The 21,862-nt window shown below is 60.7% G+C and carries 19 protein-coding genes and 1 pseudogene; 16 read left to right on the top strand and 4 right to left on the bottom strand.

What is annotated here, in order from left to right:
- The first annotated feature begins 27 nt into the window (after nt 1–27).
- From H7C19_RS12140 to H7C19_RS12130, 3 genes are read left to right on the top strand one after another with little or no spacing between them, the layout of a single operon-like run.
- Nucleotides 28–210: a VOC family protein gene (locus H7C19_RS12140; RefSeq protein WP_185142915.1), complete on the top strand. Its 183-nt coding sequence runs from the start codon at nt 28–30 to the stop codon at nt 208–210.
- 37 nt (nt 211–247) lie between these two features.
- Nucleotides 248–760: a GNAT family N-acetyltransferase gene (locus H7C19_RS12135; RefSeq protein WP_185142914.1), complete on the top strand. Its 513-nt coding sequence runs from the start codon at nt 248–250 to the stop codon at nt 758–760.
- Nucleotides 761–815: 55 nt separating this feature from the next.
- Nucleotides 816–1,442: a YkoP family protein gene (locus tag H7C19_RS12130; protein WP_246469456.1), complete on the top strand. Its 627-nt coding sequence runs from the start codon at nt 816–818 to the stop codon at nt 1,440–1,442.
- On the opposite strand, the gene H7C19_RS12125 is transcribed toward H7C19_RS12130, so the two are convergent.
- Nucleotides 1,439–2,140, bottom strand: a complete 702-nt coding sequence (locus H7C19_RS12125) for a hypothetical protein (protein ID WP_185142913.1) — start codon at nt 2,138–2,140, stop codon at nt 1,439–1,441. The two genes, H7C19_RS12130 and H7C19_RS12125, sit on opposite strands and share 4 nt — an antisense overlap.
- A 148-nt stretch (nt 2,141–2,288) precedes the next feature.
- Between H7C19_RS12125 and H7C19_RS12120 the strand changes: the two genes are divergently transcribed.
- Together H7C19_RS12120 and H7C19_RS12115 are read left to right on the top strand one after the other, a co-directional pair.
- Nucleotides 2,289–3,038 carry a hypothetical protein gene (locus H7C19_RS12120; RefSeq protein ID WP_185142912.1) on the top strand — a complete coding sequence of 250 codons (750 nt, stop codon included), beginning with the start codon at nt 2,289–2,291 and terminating at the stop codon, nt 3,036–3,038.
- Nucleotides 3,038–3,862: a DUF817 domain-containing protein gene (locus H7C19_RS12115; protein WP_185142911.1), complete on the top strand. Its 825-nt coding sequence runs from the start codon at nt 3,038–3,040 to the stop codon at nt 3,860–3,862. Before H7C19_RS12120 ends, H7C19_RS12115 begins: the two co-directional genes overlap by 1 nt.
- 197 nt (nt 3,863–4,059) lie before the next feature.
- On the opposite strand, the gene H7C19_RS12110 is transcribed toward H7C19_RS12115, so the two are convergent.
- Together H7C19_RS12110 and H7C19_RS12105 are read right to left on the bottom strand one after the other, a co-directional pair.
- Entirely contained in the window at nt 4,060–4,581 is a 522-nt protein-coding gene (locus tag H7C19_RS12110) for a DinB family protein (RefSeq protein ID WP_185142910.1), read from the bottom strand.
- A gap of 93 nt (nt 4,582–4,674) precedes the next feature.
- A complete protein-coding gene (locus H7C19_RS12105; RefSeq protein WP_185143006.1) occupies nt 4,675–5,463 on the bottom strand; it encodes an SDR family oxidoreductase in 789 nt (262 codons plus the stop codon).
- A 319-nt stretch (nt 5,464–5,782) separates the two neighbouring features.
- Between H7C19_RS12105 and H7C19_RS12100 the strand changes: the two are divergent.
- A pseudogene (locus tag H7C19_RS12100) lies at nt 5,783–5,998 on the top strand (transposase); the annotation flags it as partial.
- A gap of 16 nt (nt 5,999–6,014) precedes the next feature.
- Here H7C19_RS12100 and H7C19_RS12095 read toward each other — a convergent pair.
- Nucleotides 6,015–7,634 (bottom strand): nitrite/sulfite reductase, encoded by a 1,620-nt coding sequence (locus tag H7C19_RS12095; protein ID WP_185142909.1) that lies wholly within the window; start codon nt 7,632–7,634, stop codon nt 6,015–6,017.
- Between the two features lie 280 nt (nt 7,635–7,914).
- Between H7C19_RS12095 and H7C19_RS12090 the strand changes: the two genes are divergently transcribed.
- The 10 genes from H7C19_RS12090 to H7C19_RS12045 all read left to right on the top strand — a co-directional run bounded on the left by H7C19_RS12090 (nt 7,915) and on the right by H7C19_RS12045 (nt 21,582).
- Nucleotides 7,915–8,124, top strand: a complete 210-nt coding sequence (locus H7C19_RS12090; RefSeq protein WP_185142908.1) for a hypothetical protein — start codon at nt 7,915–7,917, stop codon at nt 8,122–8,124.
- Between the two features lie 385 nt (nt 8,125–8,509).
- Complete coding sequence (locus tag H7C19_RS12085; RefSeq protein WP_185142907.1) at nt 8,510–10,306, top strand: cache domain-containing sensor histidine kinase; 1,797 nt, start codon at nt 8,510–8,512, stop codon at nt 10,304–10,306.
- Nucleotides 10,307–10,450: 144 nt separating this feature from the next.
- Nucleotides 10,451–11,803 carry an ABC transporter substrate-binding protein gene (locus H7C19_RS12080; protein WP_185142906.1) on the top strand — a complete coding sequence of 451 codons (1,353 nt, stop codon included), beginning with the start codon at nt 10,451–10,453 and terminating at the stop codon, nt 11,801–11,803.
- A gap of 66 nt (nt 11,804–11,869) precedes the next feature.
- Nucleotides 11,870–12,751, top strand: a complete 882-nt coding sequence (locus tag H7C19_RS12075; protein ID WP_185142905.1) for a carbohydrate ABC transporter permease — start codon at nt 11,870–11,872, stop codon at nt 12,749–12,751.
- A gap of 1 nt (nt 12,752) precedes the next feature.
- The gene (locus H7C19_RS12070) at nt 12,753–13,607 is read left to right on the top strand and encodes a carbohydrate ABC transporter permease (protein ID WP_185142904.1); all 855 of its coding nucleotides are present in this window, start codon (nt 12,753–12,755) and stop codon (nt 13,605–13,607) included.
- 111 nt (nt 13,608–13,718) lie between these two features.
- Entirely contained in the window at nt 13,719–15,362 is a 1,644-nt protein-coding gene (locus H7C19_RS12065; protein WP_185142903.1) for a response regulator transcription factor, read from the top strand.
- A 298-nt stretch (nt 15,363–15,660) separates the two neighbouring features.
- Nucleotides 15,661–18,177: a U32 family peptidase gene (locus tag H7C19_RS12060; protein ID WP_185142902.1), complete on the top strand. Its 2,517-nt coding sequence runs from the start codon at nt 15,661–15,663 to the stop codon at nt 18,175–18,177.
- A 381-nt stretch (nt 18,178–18,558) separates the two neighbouring features.
- On the top strand, nt 18,559–19,923 hold the full coding sequence (locus H7C19_RS12055; protein WP_185142901.1) for a UDP-glucose dehydrogenase family protein: 1,365 nt from the start codon (nt 18,559–18,561) through the stop codon (nt 19,921–19,923).
- Nucleotides 19,924–19,944: 21 nt separating this feature from the next.
- Nucleotides 19,945–20,820, top strand: coding sequence for a UTP--glucose-1-phosphate uridylyltransferase GalU (gene galU, locus H7C19_RS12050; protein WP_185142900.1), 876 nt, complete (start codon nt 19,945–19,947; stop codon nt 20,818–20,820).
- Nucleotides 20,821–20,922: 102 nt separating this feature from the next.
- A complete protein-coding gene (locus H7C19_RS12045) occupies nt 20,923–21,582 on the top strand; it encodes a hypothetical protein (protein ID WP_185142899.1) in 660 nt (219 codons plus the stop codon).
- Nucleotides 21,583–21,862 lie beyond the last annotated feature (280 nt).

Raw genomic sequence — 21,862 nt, 5'->3', positions numbered from 1 at the left:
GAGGTCCACATCGGCACGGAGGACGGCGTGAACCGCGAAGCGACGAAAGCCCATATCGCCTACGAAGTCGAAGATCTGGCCGCCGTCGCCGAGCTGCTGCGTAGCCGCGGCATCGAGCCGATCGCTTCGGTGCCGATCCCGGGTTACGACCGCTTTGAGTTCCGCGATCCGTTCGGCAACCGGGCGGAGTGCATCCAGCCGATCGGCTAACGGCATTCGTGATTCATAGGAGAAAAGGGGAAGGAAGATGGCGGAGCTGCATTACAGGTCGGCCGGCGCCGCGGACGTGCCGCTGCTGGCCGAGATGAACCAAGAGCTCATCCGGGACGAAGGAAGCCGGAACAAGATGTCGCTCGCGGAGCTCGCGCAGCGCATGGCAGGTTGGCTCGGCGCGAAGGAGTGGGAGGCGCGCTTGCTTCTCTGCGGGGAGGAAGCGGTCGGATACGCGCTCTACCAATATCGGGAGCAAGGCGCCGAAGCGTACCTTCGCCAGTACATGATTCGGCGCGAGTATCGCAACCGCGGCTACGGGCTCGCAGGGATCCGGCTGCTGCGGGAGCGGCTCGGCGACGTTCCGACCCTCTCGCTCGACGTCCTGGACGCGAACGCCGCAGGACGCCGCTTCTGGGCCAGAGCCGGCTTTGTTCCCGATTATATCCATATGCGGTTGGAGCAGTCCCGACCTGCCGACCCCGACCTGGGTCGGGCGCCGAACCCGCCGTCCGACGATTCTGCCTGCTTCGATCCCTCGGTACAATGAAGTCAACGAGGCCTGCTAGGTTCATAGTCAGGCCATAACGAGGAGCGTGAGCAAGATGGAAGGGAAGACGGGCAGCACGCTGGCACTGGACAGCAGCCGCATGGACGTCGAAGAGAGCGGCAGGCGGAGCCTGGGGCAGAACGCATGGATGGCGTGGGAGGGGCTGTTCGCGATGGTACAGAAGCTCGGCAGCGAGTCGGTCACGCATTATGGCATCTGCAAGGTCGTGGTGAAAAAGCATCGCGGGCATCCGATCGACTGCGCGGACGGTACCCGCATCGAGAAGGGCGACCGGATCGGCGAGCTGCATCTGGACAATACGAAGGTGCTGGCGTTGACGGGGGCGGCCAGCTCGGAACGCGCCGCCTTGACTACGGCTCGCCTGGCCCGGGATTCGCTCAAGCAGATTCAGCATGCGCTCCATCACCGGGACGAGCTGTCGGAAGTGAAGGCGCTGGTCGGCGTCACGCTGCTGCATCGCGGGCTGATCCACGGCCTCGGATTCGAGCAGCGCGCCCTGCCTTCCGGGTGGTTCGAGCGGAGCAGTACCGTCTATCTGCGTTTGCTGCTCCGGTTCCTGCATCCGGAAGGCAGAGGGCGTATCCGCCAGAGACGGGAGAAGCTGGTGCCGATGATGCTCATCCATACGCGCGGGACGATGGCGCGGCGATTCTCCTCCTAAGCGCGGACTTCGCTCATCAAGCTGCCGATGGCCTTCGGCAAAGCCGAGGTGCCGGACGGCGACCAGTAATATCGCAGCCCGTCATAGCCGATCAGGTAGGAACGCCCGATCGGCTCGCCCGTCTCCAAGACCGCTTCAAACCAGACGTCCGCTTCCGATGGCGAAGCGGGCGTATATTCGTCGGGCTCGCTTTGGCCCAGCAATTGCATGAATGCCGCGGCTTCCGATCCCGCCAGCGTGCGAACCTTAACGGGTTTGCCCGTCTGCTCGGCAAGCCGGTATACGGTGACCTGCACGACCTGCTCCTTCGCTAGGTCCTCAAACCCCTGCAGGCGCGCCTGCGTCCACTCGCGGGTGGCATAGAGACGGTACCCGTTCACGGCTGCCGCATCCTCCACCGCCAACAACCCTTGATTCCCATCCCCGCTCACTTCATAGAGCTTCGTCCCTTTGTTCCGGTAAGCGGCGTCTCCGTTCTTGGACTTGTAATTCGGACGGTGTACATGCCCGTCTAGGCGGAATTTGACCTTGCCGATCGGTTCGCCGATCGCGGAGACGTCGACCAGCGCGACTTCATGCAAGCCCTCGAAGGTTCGGTCGCTCCATCTGATGAAGTCCACCCAATCGATGATCGTTTGCGAAGCGCAGCCGGTTAACGTCAAGACAAGACTCAGATACAGCACAGCCCATCGTTTCATTTGTCGCTCTCCCTCTTTTTTCTCCATCAGCAACCCCTGCAGCCGTTTTCGCGTCTAATTCTTGTGTTGGGTAAACCTTGCTCTAATTGGAACGTCTGCAACGCGCCGAAAGTTGCACGATGCAAGGCATACGGAGGAGACGAGGAAGATGATGAAGACGGAGGATCGCGGTGCTGGTCGTCCTTCGGTTCGCGCGAGAGGCCGGGCAAGGGCGTTCGGCTCGCTGCTCTTGATTGCGCTGCTGCTAATCACCGCCGCCTGTACAAGGTTCCAGATTGGCGTCGACTGCCGCAATATGGAGAGCGACCTCATTGATGCGCTGCAGTGGGACGACGTATTCATGTTGGGCACATCTGCGGAAGCGGCACCCGACACGATTCGGACCCGGGCGAAGCCGATCGGCGAAGTCCGCTTCAAGCTGGCATGCGCGGCGCACAAGTGGGCGAACGGCGATGCGTCCTACCTTGCGGAGGGGACTCCGATCTATGCGCTGGAGGATTACAAGCCGACGTTTCGCGTAGTCGCGGATGGCCGCGTGTATCAAGCGATCGACAATCCGAACGCCAAGTTCATGAGAGACATGTACGATATCGAGAACAAGGCGGCGCAGGTCTCGCTCAAGGGAGGCCTCATCGTCTTAGATGCTGCCGAGACGCAGACATTCATGGCCTTATACTTAAATAGCGCATACGAGGGGATGAGGGCATTCGAGAAGAATCGACTGGCGGACCCAATCGGATATACCATCCGGCTGAAGGACGGCAGCGAGGTGGGCGGAACCTATTATCTGACGAACGGACCGGTCATGTATCCTGGCTTTCGGGTGTCCGATCCGCTGCGAGAGCTCGTCGAAGGGAAGCTCCGGGAAGCGGGATATCTGCCCCCGGAGGCCGCCTAATGCCGGGGGCCGTCCGCGAGCTGGTCCGGTTCGGCTGGAACCAGGCGCTCTGCTGCCTGTTCCCGGTCGTTATCTTTGCCGCGCTCGCCTTAACCAAGCTGCCGGATCATCCGGTCATCCCGCGCTACGACTTGATCCTCCTCGTCTGTATCGCAGCGCAAGCGGGAATGGTGCTGTTCAAGCTGGAGAGCGCGGACGAACTGAAGGTCATCACGCTTTTTCACGTGATCGGACTCGGTCTGGAGCTGTTCAAAGTGCATATGGGCTCCTGGGCGTACCCGGAGGATGCTTGGAGCAAAGTGGCGGGCGTTCCGCTGTACAGCGGATTCATGTATGCCAGCGTCGCGAGCTATATCTGCCAAGCCTGGCGCCGGTTCGATCTGCGCTTCCGGCAATGGCCGAACCCCTTGGCGACAACGGGAATAGCCGTCTTGATCTACGCCAACTTCTTCGTGCACCATGCTATCCCGGACCTGCGATGGCTGCTGATGCTCGGTCTGGCGGCGCTATTCCGGCGAACTTGGGTAACCTTCGCGGTAGGCCATCGGCGCTATCGGATGCACGCGCTCGTGTCGTTCGCGCTCATCGCCTTCTTCATCTGGATCGCGGAGAACGTGTCGACCTTGCTCGGGGCATGGCGTTATCCGAACCAGGCGGCGCATTGGGAATGGGTGCACTGGGGGAAGATCAGCTCGTGGTTCCTGCTCGTCATCATTAGCATCATCATCGTGGCGCAGCTCAAGGATTTGAAGTATCGGGTCCTTCCGGGCGCGGCAGGCGCGATTGAGGAAGCCCGGACGAAGGCGCCATCCCGGAAAGGGTGACGGCTGCGCGAGCGCCGGCGGGATGCCGGCTGCCCGTCCGAGGCCGCAACGCCCAGTTCGCGAGGCCCGGCGAATTCGGTCCGACGGGCGCCGTGGCTCGGCAATTCCGCCGGTCCATGAAAAACCGCCGGGACGATGCGGTCCCGGCGGTTCTCGTCGTTAGGCGTGTAGCCGTCTAGGAAGCGGCAAAGCCTGTTTTACTTGGCGGTCAGATAGCGTTCCCGGAGGATGTTCAGATGGTGCAGCTCGTGCCCGACGATGATGCAAGCCAGCGCGCGGGCAGAGACGGGGTGTTCGCTTGCGGTTCCGAGGCGCACCCAAGCTTCTTCCTGCAAGCCGCGCAGCAAGGTGAGCGTCGCGTGGCGTACGGCCAAATAATCCTCGAGCGCCTGTTCAATCGTCCATTGGGCGAAGGGGGCCCCTCCGACGAGGACCTCCTGGTCGTAGCCCGGCAAGGGCGTGTCGTCGCCGCGGGCGATCCGGAGGAGGCGGTAGGACATGATCCGCTCGTTGTCCGTAATATGGCCGATCACTTCCTTGATGCTCCACTTGTCGGGTGCGTACCGATGGTCTCCCTGCTCCTCTGATAGCGAGGCGAGCAGGGCGCGGGTCGACTCCGTCTGCGCCTCCAGTATCTCGATTAAGTTGCCTTCCGGCACCGGCCGAATGTAGGTCAGATTATGGGTACTGTACTCCTCAGCCGTCGGACGAAGAAACATACGCGAACAACCTCCTTTTAACTTTCATTAAGAGGTTAGATTCGCCGGCCGTTTTTGTCAATAGCGGTGTTGCGGTGTGGCCGGATCGCGCCGCTAACCGATCAGCAGCGACTCCGCCCCGTCGATGTAGATCACCGAGCCGGTGATGAGCGAAGACTGGGGGGAGGCGAGGAACGAGACCAGCTCCGCCACCTGTTCCGGAGACCCGGGGCCGTCCTGCAGCGGCATGCTGCCTTCGGGAAAGAGGACCGGAATTTTGGCTTCCTCGGCTTCGGGCGTCCGGTTCGTATTTTTGCCGATGTTCGTGCGGATGGCGCCCGGGCAGATCGCGTTGACGCGGATCCGGTGCGGAGCGAGCTCCAGCGCCGCCATCTTCGCAAAGGCGACCTGTCCGGCTTTGCTCGAGCTGTAGGCGCTCGCCCCCGTATTGGAGAAGATGCGGGTGCCGTTGACCGAGCTCGTGACGATGATGCTGCCGCCCTGTCGCTTGAGATAGGGGATCGCATACTTGACGGTTAGAAACGTCCCCCGCAGATTGATCGACAGCGTCTGATCCCAGTCTTCGGGAGACAGATCCTCGATCGGCGTCCACGTCCCGTTAATGCCCGCATTGGCGAACACGATGTCGATGCGGCCCCAGCGTTCGCCAGCCTGGCGGATGCCGTTCTCCACCGATGCGGGATCGGAGACGTCGGCCTCCACGGCGATCGCTTCGCCGCCATTCTCTTGGATACGATCCTGCACCTTGTCGTTCGTCTCCTCCACCCGGTCGAGCAGGCAGATCTTGGCGCCCAGCTCGGCCAATCGGAGCGCGGCGGCGCGGCCAATACCCGAGCCGCCGCCGGTGACGACGGCCACTTGGCCTTCCAGCGTTTTGTTCATGCTCAAGCGCGTAATCCCTCCTTCGGTTATTTAGCGTGCCCCGCATGCGGCACGCTCGTTCACATTCTCCTTACCGAAGGAGGACGGGATTGAATCGGGCGGGGAGGGGCAGAAGCGATAAGGGTGCTGGGTTCTCCCAAATAAGCGGAGGTTCCCCTTGACAGCCGTTCGCTGTTTCCCATTCAAAAAGAGGCCGTCCCAAAAGGTCATAAATTGACCCAAGGGGCGGCCCCTTTTGTCTAATGTTAGACAAACAAAAAGAAACCACTCTTTGGTAAAATGGAAGTGTCGAGCAACCATTCACAAAGGAGAGGTTTCTTTGTACATTCAATATACCATGGACCAACTTTGTCTGCCAATGGATCTGGAAGAGGATATTCCTCCAAATCATCTCGTTCGAGTGGTCAATACGGCCGTCAATCGACTGGACGACCAGATTTTTGCCGCCGCTTATCCCGGCGGCGGTCGAGACAGCTATCACCCTAAGATGCTTACCAAAGTTATCGTCTACGCCTACACCCAGCGAATCTACTCCTTTCTCCGTGTGTTATTTAAGCGGCAGGAGGGGCGATAATCTCGGTCCACTTTTCTTGTAGGGTCGGGATGCCTACGCGTTGGACGAAGTCGTGGAACGATTCGCCGTCGTGGCGCTGCTCCTTGTAGAATTCGACCAGCTTCGCGATGCCGACTTGGACTTCTTCGCCCTTGATGCGGCCCTTGAGTACCGTGTTGAACTTCGCTTCCGGGCCGAGTTGGCCGCCGACGGCGATATCGAACGCGTCGACCATGCCTTCGGGCGTCTTGATCAGCGAGCCCTGGAGGCCGATGTCGGCGACATGCTTCTGGCCGCAGCCGTTCGGGCAGCCGATGAAATGGATGCGGACCGGCGTATCGATCGCGACATGCTCATCCAGGTAAGCGGCCACGCGGCGCGCGCGTTCCTTCGTCTCGACGATGGCCAAGTTGCAGAATTCATTCCCGGTGCAGGATACCGTACGGCTCATGAACCGGTTCGGGCTCGGCGTCAGACGCTGCAGCAGCGGATGCGCGAGCAAGGCTTCGACTTTGTCGTCCGGCACGCCCGTCAGCAGCACGTTCTGCGAGATCGTCGTCCGGATCGTGCCGTCGCCGTATTGGTCGGCCAGATCGGCCAGCTGATCGAATTCGTCGCTGCTCGTGCGGCCGACCGGGATGTTCAGGCCGACGTAGTTCAGGCCGTTTTGCTTCTGCGCGTGCACGCCGTCGAAGTACGAGCCGTTCCAACCGACGACGCGGTCGTCGCCGCGCGGCGGCATCTCGCCGATCAGCTTCACAAGCTCCTCTTGGAACTTCCCGACGCCCCAGTCCGCGACCAAGTACTTCAGGCGGGCATAGTGGCGCTTCTCGCGGAAGCCGTTGTCTCGGAACAGCGTCGTGACGCCGATCGCCACCTTCAGGCACTCGTCCGGCAGGATGAACATGTCGAGCTGCTTGCCGAGATGCGGCTTCGCGGACAGGCCGCCGCCGACGCTCGCGTGGAAGCCGACGACTTCCTTGCCGTCGATGACCTTGGAGGCCGGCGTGAACGCCAGGCATTGGATCTCCGCGGAAGCGTTGTTATAAATATTGGCGGAAATGGACATTTTATATTTCCGAGGCAGGTTGGAGAAGTCCCGGTTGTTCAGGAAGAACTGTTCGAACTGGTCCACGATCGGCGTCGTGTCCATCAGCTCGTCGCGGTCGATGCCGACCAGCGGGTTGCCGACGATCGTACGCGGGCAGTCGCCGCAAGCCTCGACGGCCGACATGCCGACGGAGGCGAGCCGGTCGAAGATGTCCGGGAAATGCTCGATCTCCAGCCAGTGGTACTGAATCGCTTGGCGGGTCGTCACGTCGATCAGACCGCGTCCGTAGTCGCGTCCGATGTCCGCGAGGACGCGGGCTTGCGCGCTGGTGAGCACGCCGCCGGGAATGCGGATCCGCATCATGAAATGGCCGTTATTCGGTTTCTGCTGATACACGCCGGCCCATTTGAACAAGTTGAAGTCTTCCTGCGGAATGGAGGCGAAGCCTTCCTTGGCATACTTCTCCACGATGTCGCGAATAATGTCCAGACCGTCCTTCTCGATCTTGTAGAACTCGAATTTATTCAGCTTGTCGGGATCTTTCATCCACACCGCTTCATAGGCCATTTCGCGCGTCTCCCCTTGGATCGGAATGGATAAGTCTCCTTAATTCCGATTTACTTAATGTGTAATTAATCGTAACATAATCACCCCCTGCCTACAATTGAGAGAGGGCGGTCAAGTCCATAAAACTTACTGATACGAACACATGCCGTTGCTTATAGTTGAGCGGGGGTCGAATCCTGTGACAAAGTTGTTACGGCGGCTTTTTCGGACTTGCAACCAAGGCGGGCGGACGATAACATAGAGGATAATGGGAAAGTTATGATATTAAGGAGGTCACCGCATGTTTCTGGCGGCTAACGCGGCGGAGGAAGCTGCAAGCACGTTTACAGCTTTCGACGTATTCATGGTTATTATTACGGTGCTGATCGCGATCGGACTCGTGCGCCTGCTCATGCAGCGCCCCGGCAAGAATGTGTTCGCGATCGGTTTCACGGTCGTCTCCTTGATCCTGCTCCTGATCGCGGACGTGAAGATGGTCAGCGGTTGGTAAGAAGAGACATGACGGCACAAGTAAAAACGGTTTCGCCGACCTTAGAAGAGGGCGAGACGTTTTTATCGGAGACCATTTGGAAATGAATAAGCGTGAAACCTATCCATTCTAAATGGTGGACGAAGACGGGCCAGAGAGCGCAAGCTCTCCGGCCCGTCTTTTTTTAACGTATCCGAAAGGATAAGTTTCGCCGAACCTTGCTTTGCCGATGCGTCTCAGATCCAAAAGAGTCGCCGCTTCCGGGAAGACGGCGAACCGGCAAGTGCGCGACTTCGGCTTCTTCGGAGGCGACGTTCGTGAAAACGCTCTACGTTCTTCCCTGCGCGAACCGGGATTGTGCTAGGATGAAGGCAACAATCCTTCCCTAGGCGAGGTTAAGCGAGAGATGATGAATCGGCCCCGGCATAGACAGCCCTGGAAAATCTCCACGATCCTATACGCGCTCCTGTTCGGCATGGTGGTGCTCCCGATCGGCTTGATCAGCGCTACGATCCTGCGCGAATACAAATTGGACTTGCTGAAGCAGACGAGCGCGCGGACGCTGCAGACGCTGCGGTCCGCCACCTACTCGGAAGAGCAGGAGATCGGCAAAGCCGCCACCTATTCGGCCGCCGTCGCGATGGATAAGGAAGTGCTCGGCTACGCGACGCGGTTCCGCCAGTCTGCGGGGCAGGAGCGGCAAGACGCCTTCACCTTGTTGACCAAAGCGCTGGACAAGTACGGCTTGTCCATGTCCGGACACGTCCTCTCGGTCAACTTTTTCTTTAAGGACGGCGGCGCCTTCTCTTATATGAAGGATATGACGTCCCCCGAAGCGGAGCTGCGAACCGCGGATTGGTACCGGAACGCGAAGGCCGTGCCGGACCGGGTCCACTTCATCGGCATGCAGACCGGCGTCTTGTACGACGCCGACCGCGACGACACGATCGCGACCGCGATCTCCCCGAGCGCGCTGCAGATGCTGCACGACATCGATATGATCTACTTCGTGTTCAACCGGGACGCGTTCGAGGAGGCGCTGCGCCAGAACCCCTACAGCCGGACGTCCCAGTTCCTCCTGTCGACCGGGGACGGGCGGATCGTCGCCTCCAGCGCGAATCTCGCGGACCGCGCGCTGCCGGCCGAGCTTCAGCGCGGCATCCGCGATGCCAAGGAAGGCTCCTTCATCGCGGAGATCGGCGGGCGCAAGACGCTCGTCGCGTTCACGACCGTCGAGACGGCCGGCTGGAAGACGGTCTACCAGATCCCGTACGGCGAGCTAACCGCCAATTACAGCCGCATGTTCCGCTTCGTCCTGATCGCGACGCTCATCATCATCGCGGTATTCCTGCTCCTCTCTTTCTACCTGGTTCACCGGTTCGCCAAGCCGATTCGGGCGCTGGTCATGAAGATGTCGCGCGTCACGCAGGGCTACCTGAACGCCAAAGTCGAGGCTTCCGGCAGCCGGGAGATGGTTCTGCTCGGCCATGCCTTCAACCATATGATGGATCGGATCAAGGCGCTGATCCGCCAGCGCGAGGAGGAGGAGAAGGCGAAGCGGAAGGCCGAGTTCGCCGCGCTCCAATCGCAGATCAATCCCCACTTTATGATCAATACGCTGAATTCGATCCGCCTCATGGCGCTCATCAGTAACCAGGACAACATCCGCAAGATGACGCACGCGCTCATCCGCCTGCTGTCGTCATCCTTCAACCGCGGGGGGAGCTATACGCTGCTGTCCGAAGAAGTCGAGAATCTGAAGCAGTATTTGTTCATCATGGAGACCCGCTACGGGAATCAATTCGACGTCGTCTGGGACGTCGACCGGCAAGCGCTGGACTACAGCATGCTGAAGCTGCTCCTCCAGCCGATCCTCGAGAACAGCATCGTGCACGGATTGTCCGGCAAACGAGCGGGAGGCCGCATTCGGATCGTCATCTCCAAAGACGACCGGGCGCTGTCCATCGAGATCGCCGACGACGGGGTCGGGATGACGGAGGCGCAGATCGCGAGCTTCGGCTTCGCGGAGAGCGCCGGGAACGACGCCTTCAGCGGCATGGGCATCGCGAACGTGCACCGGCGCATTCAGCTCCACCACGGTCCGGATTACGGGATCGCGATCGCGCGCAACGCCTGGGGAGGAACCACGGTGCGTATCCGTTGCCCGCTGGTGACGGCCGAAGCGATAGAAGAGGGGGCTTGAGCGACGTCCTTGGCGGCAGAGCGGTAACGCCATAGGCGGTTCAAAAAACATCAAATCCACTTCAAAAACGATCATTTGTTAACGCATACATCTGTCCTATCATTAAGGGCAGGTAAGCTAACTACATGTATGGGGGTCGTATTCATGATCACAAAGAAGCGGGCTAGCTCGCTGCTCGCGCTCGCCTTGTTCTCGTCGGTTGCCCTAACCGCTTGCGGCGGCAACGACAAGGGGAACGCGTCCAGCCCGTCCGCCAGCCCGACGGACAGCGCCGCCGCTACCGCATCCGCCAGCCCATCCTCATCCGACGCATCGCCTTCGGCGGCCGACGCCGAGCCGGTGAAGCTGAAGCTCGCCATCTGGGACGCGAAGGCGGATCTGGAATACTGGACGGAGAAAGCGAAGGACTACACGAAGCTCAAGCCGAACGTGACGGTGGAGCTGGAGAAGGTGCCGGACAACAACGGCCAGTATCTGAAGGTCCGATTGGCGGCGAACGATCTGCCGGACTTGTTCTTCCTGAAGCCGAGAGACTTCCAGGTGTACAAATCGGCGCTCCTGCCGCTCGACGAACTGGAGGCGACCAAGAACAACAAATATCCGACCAAGATCGACGGTCAAGTGCTCGGACTGCCGCTCGTCTCGTTCTCCGAATTCGTCTACTTCCACCCGAGCATCTTCAAGGAACTGAACCTGGAGGTGCCGAAGACGCTGCCCGAATTCATGGCGTTGCTCGCCAAGATCAAGGAGAACGGCAAGTATACGCCGCTCTCGCTCGGCGCGAAGGACAGCTGGACGCTCTACCCGCTCGCCGAGTTTGGTCCGCATATGCTGTCCGGCGACGTGAACTATCTGGCCAACCTGGCGAAGAACAAGGAGCCGTTCGGCGCGGGCAGCACGTTCGATCAGACGGCGAAGCTTATCCAGGAGATCGCGGACAAGAAGTACGCCGGTCCCGATGCGCTGTCCCTCTCGTACGATCAGTCCACGCAGCAGTTCGAGACGGGCAAGTCGGCGATGATCGCGCTGGGACAATGGTATTACGCTTCTTATATGGAAAAAGTGAAAAACGACGACGACCTCGGCGCGTTCCCGCTGCCGTTCCGCAGTACGGAGAGCGAGAAGCTGATGTCCATGACCATGTCCGATATGAACGTGGGGATCAGCAAGGATTCCAAGCATCCCGACGAAGCGAAAGCCTTCCTGGAATGGATGCTGACCGGTGACGCCTACCAGGCTTACATCAACAAGGTGCAGCAGTTCTCCACGGTGAACGGGATCGAGAGCGACCTGCCGTTCTTCCGGAAATGGACTCAGCAGTATCCGTTCGAGCCGTTCGTCTACGACGGCACGGACGCGGGCTATGCCAAGGTCAAAGGCGCTGCGCAGTACGATCCGGCGCTGACCGGTCAGGACGTCTTCTCGGGCAAATCGATCGAGAAAATCGAGAAGGACCTGAACGCCAAATGGAAAAAAGCCGTCGAATCCAACCCCTAAAGCGAATCAGGAAGGGTGCTGCCGCTGTCGCGGCCTAGCGCCCTTCTCCTTCAACAGGAGGATCCCATGAGCTACAAGCTTCAGAAGAAAGTCGTGATTTTTTCGTTTCTCCTGGTGCCGGTCGGGTTGATGCTGTTCTTCCTCCTCTATCCGACGGCGCAGCTGTTCCGCTACAGCTTTACGAACTGGGACGGGTTCAGCCCAAGTTTGAAGTATATCGGCTTCGACAACTACACCAAGCTGCTATTCGACTTCCCGGATGCCTGGCGGGCGATCCGGAACAACGGATTGTACTTCGTGATTCATACGCTGTTCATCCCGATCGAGCTGATCGCGGCCGTCCTCCTTAACCGCGCAATGCGCGGCAGCGGGTTCTTCCGCTTCACGGTGCTCATGCCCTACATCATCAACGGGATTGCCGTCGCTTACATGTTCAGCTACATCTACAACCCGATCAACGGACCTCTGAACGAATCGCTGCGGGCGCTCGGGCTCGGGTCCTGGATCACCGGCTGGCTGAGCGATCTGGGCGTCGTGAACTACGCGCTGATCGCCGTCTCGATCTGGCGGTTCGGCGGCGTGCACGTCATTCTGATGCTGGCCGGCTTGCAGTCGATCCCGAAGGACCTGTACGAGGCGGCGGAGATCGACGGGGCCAGCTTCTGGCAGCAGCTGCGCCATATTACGCTCCCCGGCATCCGCACGACGATGGAGATCGTCCTCTTCATGAACGTCACCGGCGCTTTGCTCCAGTACGATATTCCGTATGTCATGACCGGCGGTGGACCCGGCACGGCGAGCAGCACCTTCGGCCTGTTCTCGCTGCAGACGGCGTTCACGTACAACAATTACGGTCTGGCCTCCTCGATGGCTGTCAGCTTGCTGATCTTGATCATCGTGTTCTCTTCGCTGCAGAATTGGATCATCAAGGACAGGAGTGAAGCCTGAGATGGAACTTGCAACCGCAGCGCCGAACAACCGCCGCTGGCTGGGGAGCGCCGTATATTACGTCTTCTTCGCCGTCATGGCCGTGCTCGTCTTCGTGCCGATCCTGCTCGTCCTGTTCGGCTCGTTCAAGACCAACGCGGAGCTGGCCGACACGTCGCCGTTCTCCTGGCCGGCCAATCTCCTGAACTTCGACAACTACGTCACGGCGTACAAGGAAGGCAACATGCTGCGCGGCCTGACCAACACGGCGATCCTGGTCGCCGCGAGCATGGCCGGCAACGCGGTGCTCGGGACGATGACCGCGTATATCGTGAACCGGTTCGACTTCCGCCTGAAGAAAGCGATCCTGGCGCTCTTCATGCTGGCGATGATGATCCCGTCCTATACGACGGAGATCGCGCGTTTCCAGCTCATTCACGGCATGAACCTGTATAATACGTTGTACGGACCGCTGCTGATCTACGTCGGCACGGACATCATGCAGATCTATATCTACACCCAGTTCCTGCGCAAAATCTCCGAGCAGCTCGACGAGAGCGCGATGCTCGACGGGGCGTCTTACTTCCGGATCTTCCGGTCGATCGTCTTCCCGCTGCTGCTGCCGGCCACGGCGACGCTGGCGATCCTGAAGAGCGTCGCGATCATGAACGATATTTACGTGCAAATGCTCTATATGCCGAGCAAAAAGCTCGCCACGCTGCCGACCGCGCTCATGTCGTTCGTCGGGGACCGGACATCCGACCTGACGGCGCTCTGCGCGGGCATCGTCCTCGTCTTGCTGCCTAGCGCCTTGATCTATATCCTGTTCCAGCGGTTGATCTTCAAGGGACTGATGGACGGGGCGATCAAAGGGTAGGCGGAAAGGGGACTGCCGCGGGGCCTCGGAAATGCGGGTCGCATGAACGCGCGAACGGCGATGCATCGCAGGCGAGCGGCCTAAAGAACGAGAGACGGGAGGCGACAAGCGATGTATACGTTAGTGATCGTAGACGACGAGCCGCTCGTGCGCCTGGCGCTTCACCGCATGATCGATTGGCCGTCCCTGGGCATTCGCGTGGTTGGCGAAGCCGGAGACGGAGAAGAGGCACTCGGCCTTCTTCTTGCGATGGGCGGCGCCGATCTGCTGCTGGTCGACATCGAAATGCCGCGTATGGGCGGCATCGAGCTGCTGCGCAGATGCGCGGAAGAGGCGGCGCTGTCCCGTCGTCCGCTGCCGATCGTGCTGAGCGCCTACGGCAACTATGCCTACGTTCGCGAAGCCTTCGTATTGGGCGCGTTCGATTATATCGTAAAGGCGGACATGGACGAGGAGCACATCCTCCCGGTGATGCGCAAGGCGCTGTCCGCGCTTGCCGGCACGGCCACGGCTTCGGGAACGGCGCGGCGGGAAGCGAGCGATGACGAGAACCAACGGCAGCAGCGCGAAGATTGGCTGCGGTGGCTGCTGACGACGGATCCGGAACAGGCCAAGGGAGACTTCGAGCAGCTTCTGTCGGAAGGGACGCTCTGGACGTCGAACCTGTCGGTCGCCGTGCTGCAGCTCGCCGACGCGGCGAATGAAGCGGAACGGCAAGGCTTCGTCCGGCAAACGGTCGAGTCGGTGCTCGTATCCGCGGGGGCTTGCCACTCGGTCTGCCGGATGGGCGACGGCGCGTACGCGCTGCTCTTCTCGTTCCCCGAGGACCGGAGCTCGGCGGGGCTTCGGGAGAAGCTGCACGCTCTCTTGATGACGGTGATGGCGCGGCTCGCCAGTTACGCCAACGTCGAGACGGCGATCGGCATTAGCGGGCAAGGCCAAGGCGTGAAGCAGTGGCACCGGATGTACGCGCAAGCGCAGCGGCTGGCCGAGCTTCGCTACTACGAGGGCTACGGCAAGCTGCTTAGTCACGATGCTTACGGCAGCCTCATCGCCACAGGGGAAGAGCGGGACGGGAGCTGGCAGGAACGGGCGAGCGGAAGCCGCGAAGCGGTGATGCGCGCCCTGAAGCATGCCGATGGAGCGGCTTGGGCCTCTCCATTCCGGCAGCTCCGGCAGACGTTGGCCGCGTCGAAGGCGCAGCGGCCCGCGGCGACCCAAGCCTTCCTCGTCGACATGCTGTGGGAGCTGGGATCGTTCCTGTACGCGCGGGGGCGGCGTTGGGAGGAGCTCGGCGCCGGCTACAGCGAGCCGAGTGACGTCATCCGCCCCTGCAAGACGCTGGAGGAAGCGCTGCTCGCAGTCGAACGGATCGTGGCCGGCATCTACGCGATCGTAAACGAGTCGGCAAGCAAGCCCGGCGCCCGCTACAGCGAACCGATCGCGTTCGCGAAGAGCTGGCTGGACGCGCACTACCGCGAAGAGATCAACCAGTCGCGCGTGAGCGAGCTGGCGGGGGTCAGCGAGAGCTACTTGAGCAAGCAGTTCGCCAAAGAGGTAGGCAGCAACTTCCTGCACTATTTAACGACGCTGCGCATCGAGGAAGCGAAGCGGCTGCTCGGTCAAGGCGTCCGGATCGCGGACGTGTCCGAACGCGTCGGCTACGCGAACCCCGAACACTTCAGCCGGCTGTTCAAGCGGATGACGGGGCTCAGTCCCAAGGGGTACCGGAAAGATCAATTCGAACAAGCCTAAGCTTAAGGGATCCTATTGCGATGCTATCGCAACTTCTCGGTCAGGGAGGCGGCTCACTTTGCGCGGCCATACCGAAAATCTACTCCGGCGCGGCGTGATGTTGGCAACTAACATGGTCGGTTGCAGTCGGCGTACGATCCATATTCCGGCTTCATTACGGGTAGATGCTCCGCTCCGTTCTCCTAGCCTGCGCGCGCATTGAGCGCCGGGCTTTTTTGCCTTTGGCCTACGGGCGCGGGGTTTGCTATACTGAAGGGAGTTGACCGCCCGTCGCGGCGGTATGGAGGTTACCGAAGAAATGACGAACAAAGCCGCCGTGCGGCGTGAAGATATCGAATTGCTGGCGCCTGCCGGAGATTGGGATTGTATGCGGGCTGCCGTCGCCAACGGCGCGGACGCGATCTTTTTCGGCGTGGAGAAATTCAACGCCCGGGCCCGCGCGAACAATTTCCGGATGGAAGAGCTCCCGGAGATTATGGCTTTCTTGCACCGTTACGGAGTCAGAGGGTTCCTTACCTTTAACATCCTGGTGTTCGAGGAGGAGCTGTTCGGCGCGAAGGAACTGGTCGAGGCCTGCATCGACGCGGGCGTAGACGCCGTTATCGTACAGGATCTGGGGCTGGTGAAGATGATCCGCGAGATCTCGCCGGACTTCCCGATCCACGGGTCGACGCAGATGACGATCACTTCGCCGGAAGCGGTCGAATTCACGAAGCCGTTCGGGCTCGAGCGGGTCGTGCTGGGTCGGGAGAACAATCTGAAGCAGATTCAGAAGATCGGCGAACAGGCGAAGCTGCCGATGGAAGTGTTCGTGCACGGCGCGCTCTGCGTCTCGTATTCGGGCCAATGCCTCACCTCCGAGATGTGGGGCGGTCGTTCGGCCAACCGCGGCGAGTGCGCGCAAGCCTGCCGCCTCCCGTACGATCTTATGGTCGATGGCGTACAGAAGCCGATGGGCGATATCGCCTATCTGCTGTCGCCGAAGGATCTCGCGGCGCTCGACCTGATGCCGGAGCTGATCGAAGCGGGCGTCACGTCGTTCAAGATCGAAGGCCGGCTGAAGAGCCCGGAGTACGTGGCGAACGTCGTGAGCAAATACCGCCGCGCGATCGACAAGTACTTCGCAGGCGATGAATCCGAACCGACGACGGAGGAAGTGCGCGAGCTGCAGCAGAGCTTCTCGCGGGGCTTCACGCACGGCTTCCTGGAAGGCACGAACAACAAGAAGCTCGTGGAAGGGACATTCCCGAAGAGCCGGGGCGTCTACCTCGGCCGGGTGGAGAAGGTGCTGCGGGACAGCATCGTCTGCGTGCTGGAGGCGCCGCTGAAGCGGGGCGACGGCCTCGTGTTCGACGCCGGCGATCCGACGAAGAAGGAAGAGGGCGGCCGCGTCTACGACCTGCGCCGAAGCGGCTCGAAGCTGGAGGGGGAAGTCCCGGAAGGCGAGCGCATCGAGATCGTGATGGGCCGCAACGACGTGGATCTGCTGCGGGTGCATGAAGGCGACCGCGTCTGGAAGACGAGCGATCCTGCGCTCGACCGCCGTCTGCGGAGCACGTTCGAGACGGAGAAGCCGTACCGCACGTTCCCGCTCGCGGTGACGGTCGAAGGCCGCGAAGGCGCCCCGCTGCGCACGATCTGGACCGACGTCCGGAAGGGGACGACCGTCGTTGTCCAATCGGAGATGGCGCTGGAGCGGGCGGAACGCCGGCCGCTCGGTCCGGAAGTGCTCGAAGAGCAGCTTGGCCGCCTCGGCGGATCGCTGTTCCGTTTGGACCAGCTTACGGTGGCGCTTGATGGCGAAGTCATCGTCCCGAAAAGCGAGCTGAATCGCATGCGCCGCGACGCCGTCGAGCAGCTCGACCTGATGCGGGAGCAGCCGCCGGTCTACGTGAAGCGCGAAGCGGACGTCTACGCGGACGCGCCGGCATCTGCCGCTCCGCAGCTGGCCGGAGGCGGCAAGCTGACCGCGCTCTGCCGGACGCTAGAGCAGGTTAAGGCCGCGGTCGGCACCGATGTCGCGATGATCTACGCCGACTTCGAGTTTATCAAGCAGTTCCCGGACGCGATCGCCGTCTGCCGCGAAGCGGGCAAGCCGATCGCCCTCGTTACGCCGCGCATCCACATGCCCGGAGAAAACGGCTACCACCGTAATATCCTGAAGCTGAAGCCGGACGCGGTGCTCGTGCGCAATACCGGCGCCCTTTACTTCTATTTGAAGGAGCGGATGGAGCATCCGGGCGAGGCGCACCCGACGCTCATCGGCGACTTCTCGCTGAACGTGGCGAACCACAAGACGATCGAGCTGTTCCGGGAAGCCGGCCTCGATTGGGTTACGCCATCTTATGACCTGAACATTCAACAGATGGTCGACATGCTCCGCCGCGCCGATACGTCGCGCCTGGAACTGGTCATCCATCAGCATATGCCGATGTTCCATACGGAGCATTGCGTCTATTGCACGTTCATGAGCGAAGGCACGGACTACACGAACTGCGGGCGGCCGTGCGAAGAGCACCGCGCCTCCTTGCAGGACCGCATCGGCATGTCGCATCCGGTCCGGGTGGACGAGGGCTGCCGGAACACCGTCTACAACGCCATCGAGCAGTCGGGCGCCGAGTACCTGCAGACTTTCCAAGAGCTTGGCGTTCCTTCCTACCGGGTGGAATTCCTCGAGGAAGACGCGGACAAGGTGCGCGAAGTGCTGTCGCTCTACCGCGCCGCGATGGAAGGCCGCATCAGCGGCACCGAGGTCTGGCGCAAGCTGAAGGCGATCAATCAGCTCGGCGTCACGCGCGGGCAACTGGTGAAGTAGGGAGTAGGATCAGGCAACCCGTGCGGAACGTCAAAACGATTGTTCTGCGCTGTGAGGAAACGTGCGCGTGATCGTCAACAAGGATCGTTGTCCGTCTTGCGGGTATGCATAAGGGATTGGTCCAAACGATCGTTGGCCGTCTTGCGGAAGCATGGTGAATATCCGAATGGTCGTTGGCCGTCTTGCGGGAAGAACCGCAAGGCGGCTTTTCTTATGGCCGGCGAGCCGTGTTTTCGGTTTGGACTTTTATTAATTTCCTTCCTCGTTAACGCGTCCGTGCGCAAAAATTTACGCCGGGTTTACATAAACCGGTAAATCCCTTGTTGCCCCGATGGTAAAATCGAGTTCACGATTCTGTTCATCGCGAGGAGGATGAGGCGCATGAAGTTGGCGGTAGTGGGGGCCGGTCTCGTCGGTTTGATGACGGCGGCGGGCTTTGCGGAGTTGGGACATCGGGTCGTATGCTGCGACAGCGACGCCGGAACGATCGGATTGCTGGCGCGGGGGATCGTGCCTTATCGCGAGCCTAGCCTGGAGCCGATCGTGCAGCGCAACGTGTCGGCGGGAAGGCTGCGATTCGGCGAGGAGCCGGAGGAGATCATGCGGAACGCCGAGATGGTGTTCCTGGCGGTAAATACGCCATCCGCGGACGATGGCCAGCTTCAGCTCGCTCCGCTATGGGCGGCAGCCGACAAGCTCGGCGAGTGGTCGGACGGCACCCGTCGAATCGTTGGGATCTTAAGCACCGTCCCGGTCGGCACGGCGGAGCGCCTGGAAGCGCGCCTTCGCGCCCGTCTCCCGGCGCACTGCGGGGTCGACGTCGCTTCCTTGCCCGCATTTCTGCGGGAAGGCTATGCCGTGCGGGACTTCTTCGAGCCGGCCCGCATCGTAATCGGCACGGCGTCTTCGGAAGCAGCCGAGCGCCTCGATCTGCTGCATCAGCGTCTGCCGGGTCCGATCGTGCACGCCGATCGCCGCAGCGCCGAGCTGTCCAAGATGGCGGCCAACGCGCATCTGGCGTTGAAGATCTCGTTCGCCAACGAGCTGGCGGCGCTGGCGGAGCAGACCGGCGCCGACTATCCGGCCGTCGCGCAGCTGATCGGCCTCGATCCGCGGATCGGGCCGCACTACCTGGGCGCAGGCCTCGGCTTCGGCGGCTCCTGCCTGCCGAAGGACGCGCGCGCGCTCGTGCGCCTCGCGGACGAGGCGGGCGCGCCGCAGACGCTCGTCTCGGCCGCGATTCGCGCGAACGCGATGCTGCCGCTGCGCATGGTGCGCAAGCTGGAGGCCGCGCTCTCGGGTCCTTCGCGGCGCAAGGTGGCGCTGCTCGGGCTAACCTTTAAGCCCGGCTCCGAGGATCTGCGCGAGGCGCCGTCGCTGCGGCTGATCGCGGAGCTGCTGCGCCGCCATCCGGGCATTACGCTCACGGCGTACGATCCCGCGGCGGGCGCGCCAGCGATTCGGCATGCGCTCCCGAGCGCCGTACAGTTATGCGATTCCGCCGAGGAAGCGCTGACCGGCGCCGATGCGGCCATTCTGGTCACGGAATGGCCGGAGTTTCGGAAAATTCCCGCCGAAGACTACAAAAACTGGATGAACCGTCCTATAATATTAGATGGACGTAATGCGTTAGACGCAGCAGCGCTCAATGCGCAAGGCATCGTCTGCATCGGCGTCGGCCGCCTGCCGGCTACGCCGGCGGAGCCGCAGCCGGTTCATCCGATGCGGCTTGCCGAGAATGCTTAAATAGAGAGAGGATGCACCTGCATGAAGATTCGCAAAGCCATCATTCCCGCCGCCGGACTCGGAACCCGGTTCCTGCCCGCCACCAAAGCGATGCCCAAAGAGATGCTGCCGATCATCGATAAGCCGGGTATCCAGTATATCGTGGAAGAGGCCGTCGCCTCCGGGATCGATGATATTATCATCGTGACGGGGAAAGGCAAACGCGCGATCGAGGACCACTTTGACAGCTACTACGAATTGGAGCAGAACCTGCTTCAGAAGGGGAAGCTCGATCTGTTGTCCGAAGTGCAGCGGGCATCCGATCTGATCGATATCCACTACATTCGGCAAAAAGAAGCCAAAGGACTCGGGCACGCCATCTGGTGCGCGCGCAAGTTCATCGGCGACGAGCCGTTCGCCGTCCTGCTCGGGGACGATATCGTCCAATCCGAGGTGCCTTGCCTGAAGCAGATGATGGACGTTTTCGATGAGGTCCAAGGCAGCGTGCTGGCCGTGAAGCGCGTGCCCCAGGAAGAGATCTCCCGCTACGGGATCGTCGATCCCGCGGAAGGCGCGGATCTCGACTCCTCCATCGTTCGGATTCGTGGGGTCGTAGAAAAGCCGGCGCCCGAACGGGCTCCATCCAATATTGCCATCATGGGCCGTTACATTCTGACGCCGGCGATCTTCGATCTGCTCGAGACGCAGGATACCGGTGCGGGCGGCGAGATCCAATTGACGGATGCGATCTACCGCCTAATCGAGCGAGAGCCGATTTACGCGTATTCCTTCGAAGGCAATCGCTACGACACGGGAGAGAAGATGGGCTACCTGAAGACCATCGTCGACTTCGCGCTGGAGCGGCCCGATCTAAAGCACGAGTTCCGCAATTATCTGATGCGCAAGTTGAGCGAATAGCGCTTAGCGCAAGGGCATGAAGCACATGCCGCTTGTCTCCGAAGGGAGACGGGCGGCATTTTTTGTTGCTTAAAAACGGAGGGAAACGGAGGAAGCGGTGTGGTGAACGCAAGAGAGATCGATGCATTCGTGGAGGAGCAGAAGCGCTCGGCAGTTGGGCAGAGATTGGAGATGCTTCGGAAAGATTGGGGCGGAACGAGGAAAATGCTCGAATCCGTGTTACTGCCGGTATTCAAGTCGTTCGAAGGATTCGTGCTTGAATACGAGTTGGTGAGCCTCTCCGGGATGCGTATTTACGTGGACGCCTTCTACGAACCGCTTGGCGTGGCGTTTGAAGCGGAGGGGTATGTCGTACATGGAGAGACCATTACGAGGGAGCGTTTTGATTTCGAGAAGATGCGGATCCGAACCCTGGGAAATCGCGGGTACAAGTATTATCCGTTCAGTTGGGACGAGATGGATAAGAGGCCGGAAGCCTGTCAACGCTCGGTGTTCGAATTGTTGGGTAGAGCGGCGAGCATGCCGAGTTCGGGTTTGTTCCAACTGCCCGTTTACGAGCGTGAAATATTGCGGTTCGGGTTGCTGCGGGCGAACGGCTTCTCGCTGGGAGAGGCAAGCGCATGCTTGCACGCAGGTGAAATCACCGCCAGAAAAATCATTCGCTCCTTAATGGCCAAACAGCTGGTCGAATCGAGCGGAAACGGGTCGCAACGTTTTCATCGTTACCGATTGACCGCTTCGGCCTATAGATATTTGGCCTGAGATGAAGCGTCCTTGCCCGCTGTAACGATAAAAAGTATCGTTACAGCGGACAGAGCGGGTCCGAGGCATGCTGTAACGATAAAAAGTATCGTTATAGCGGAGAAGCCGGGGCACGGGCATGCTGTAACGATAAATAGTATCGTTACAGCGGAGAAATCGGGGCTCGGGCGTGCTGTAACGATAAAAAGTATCGTTACAGCGGAGAAAGCGGGGCTCGAGCGTGCTGTAACGATAAAAAGTATCGTTACAGCGGAGAAATCGGGGCTCGAGTGTGCTGTAA

The sequence above is a fragment of the Cohnella nanjingensis genome (assembly GCF_014212125.1).
Lineage (GTDB): Bacteria > Bacillota > Bacilli > Paenibacillales > Paenibacillaceae > Cohnella > Cohnella nanjingensis.
Note: the sequence above shows the minus strand (reverse complement) of the source record. Positions and strands in the feature narration are given on the sequence as shown.

Excerpts from the sequence above, each read along its gene's own strand:
- H7C19_RS12135 (WP_185142914.1), top strand. The coding sequence starts at position 248 with ATGGCGGAGCTGCATTACAGGTCGGCCGGCGCCGCGGACGTGCCGCTG.
- H7C19_RS12130 (WP_246469456.1), top strand. The coding sequence starts at position 816 with ATGGAAGGGAAGACGGGCAGCACGCTGGCACTGGACAGCAGCCGCATG.
- H7C19_RS12125 (WP_185142913.1), bottom strand. The coding sequence starts at position 2,140 with ATGAAACGATGGGCTGTGCTGTATCTGAGTCTTGTCTTGACGTTAACC.
- H7C19_RS12120 (WP_185142912.1), top strand. The coding sequence starts at position 2,289 with ATGATGAAGACGGAGGATCGCGGTGCTGGTCGTCCTTCGGTTCGCGCG.
- H7C19_RS12115 (WP_185142911.1), top strand. The coding sequence starts at position 3,038 with ATGCCGGGGGCCGTCCGCGAGCTGGTCCGGTTCGGCTGGAACCAGGCG.
- H7C19_RS12110 (WP_185142910.1), bottom strand. The coding sequence starts at position 4,581 with ATGTTTCTTCGTCCGACGGCTGAGGAGTACAGTACCCATAATCTGACC.
- H7C19_RS12105 (WP_185143006.1), bottom strand. The coding sequence starts at position 5,463 with ATGAACAAAACGCTGGAAGGCCAAGTGGCCGTCGTCACCGGCGGCGGC.
- H7C19_RS12095 (WP_185142909.1), bottom strand. The coding sequence starts at position 7,634 with ATGGCCTATGAAGCGGTGTGGATGAAAGATCCCGACAAGCTGAATAAA.
- H7C19_RS12090 (WP_185142908.1), top strand. The coding sequence starts at position 7,915 with ATGTTTCTGGCGGCTAACGCGGCGGAGGAAGCTGCAAGCACGTTTACA.
- H7C19_RS12085 (WP_185142907.1), top strand. The coding sequence starts at position 8,510 with ATGATGAATCGGCCCCGGCATAGACAGCCCTGGAAAATCTCCACGATC.
- H7C19_RS12080 (WP_185142906.1), top strand. The coding sequence starts at position 10,451 with ATGATCACAAAGAAGCGGGCTAGCTCGCTGCTCGCGCTCGCCTTGTTC.
- H7C19_RS12075 (WP_185142905.1), top strand. The coding sequence starts at position 11,870 with ATGAGCTACAAGCTTCAGAAGAAAGTCGTGATTTTTTCGTTTCTCCTG.
- H7C19_RS12070 (WP_185142904.1), top strand. The coding sequence starts at position 12,753 with ATGGAACTTGCAACCGCAGCGCCGAACAACCGCCGCTGGCTGGGGAGC.
- H7C19_RS12065 (WP_185142903.1), top strand. The coding sequence starts at position 13,719 with ATGTATACGTTAGTGATCGTAGACGACGAGCCGCTCGTGCGCCTGGCG.
- H7C19_RS12060 (WP_185142902.1), top strand. The coding sequence starts at position 15,661 with ATGACGAACAAAGCCGCCGTGCGGCGTGAAGATATCGAATTGCTGGCG.
- H7C19_RS12055 (WP_185142901.1), top strand. The coding sequence starts at position 18,559 with ATGAAGTTGGCGGTAGTGGGGGCCGGTCTCGTCGGTTTGATGACGGCG.
- galU (WP_185142900.1), top strand. The coding sequence starts at position 19,945 with ATGAAGATTCGCAAAGCCATCATTCCCGCCGCCGGACTCGGAACCCGG.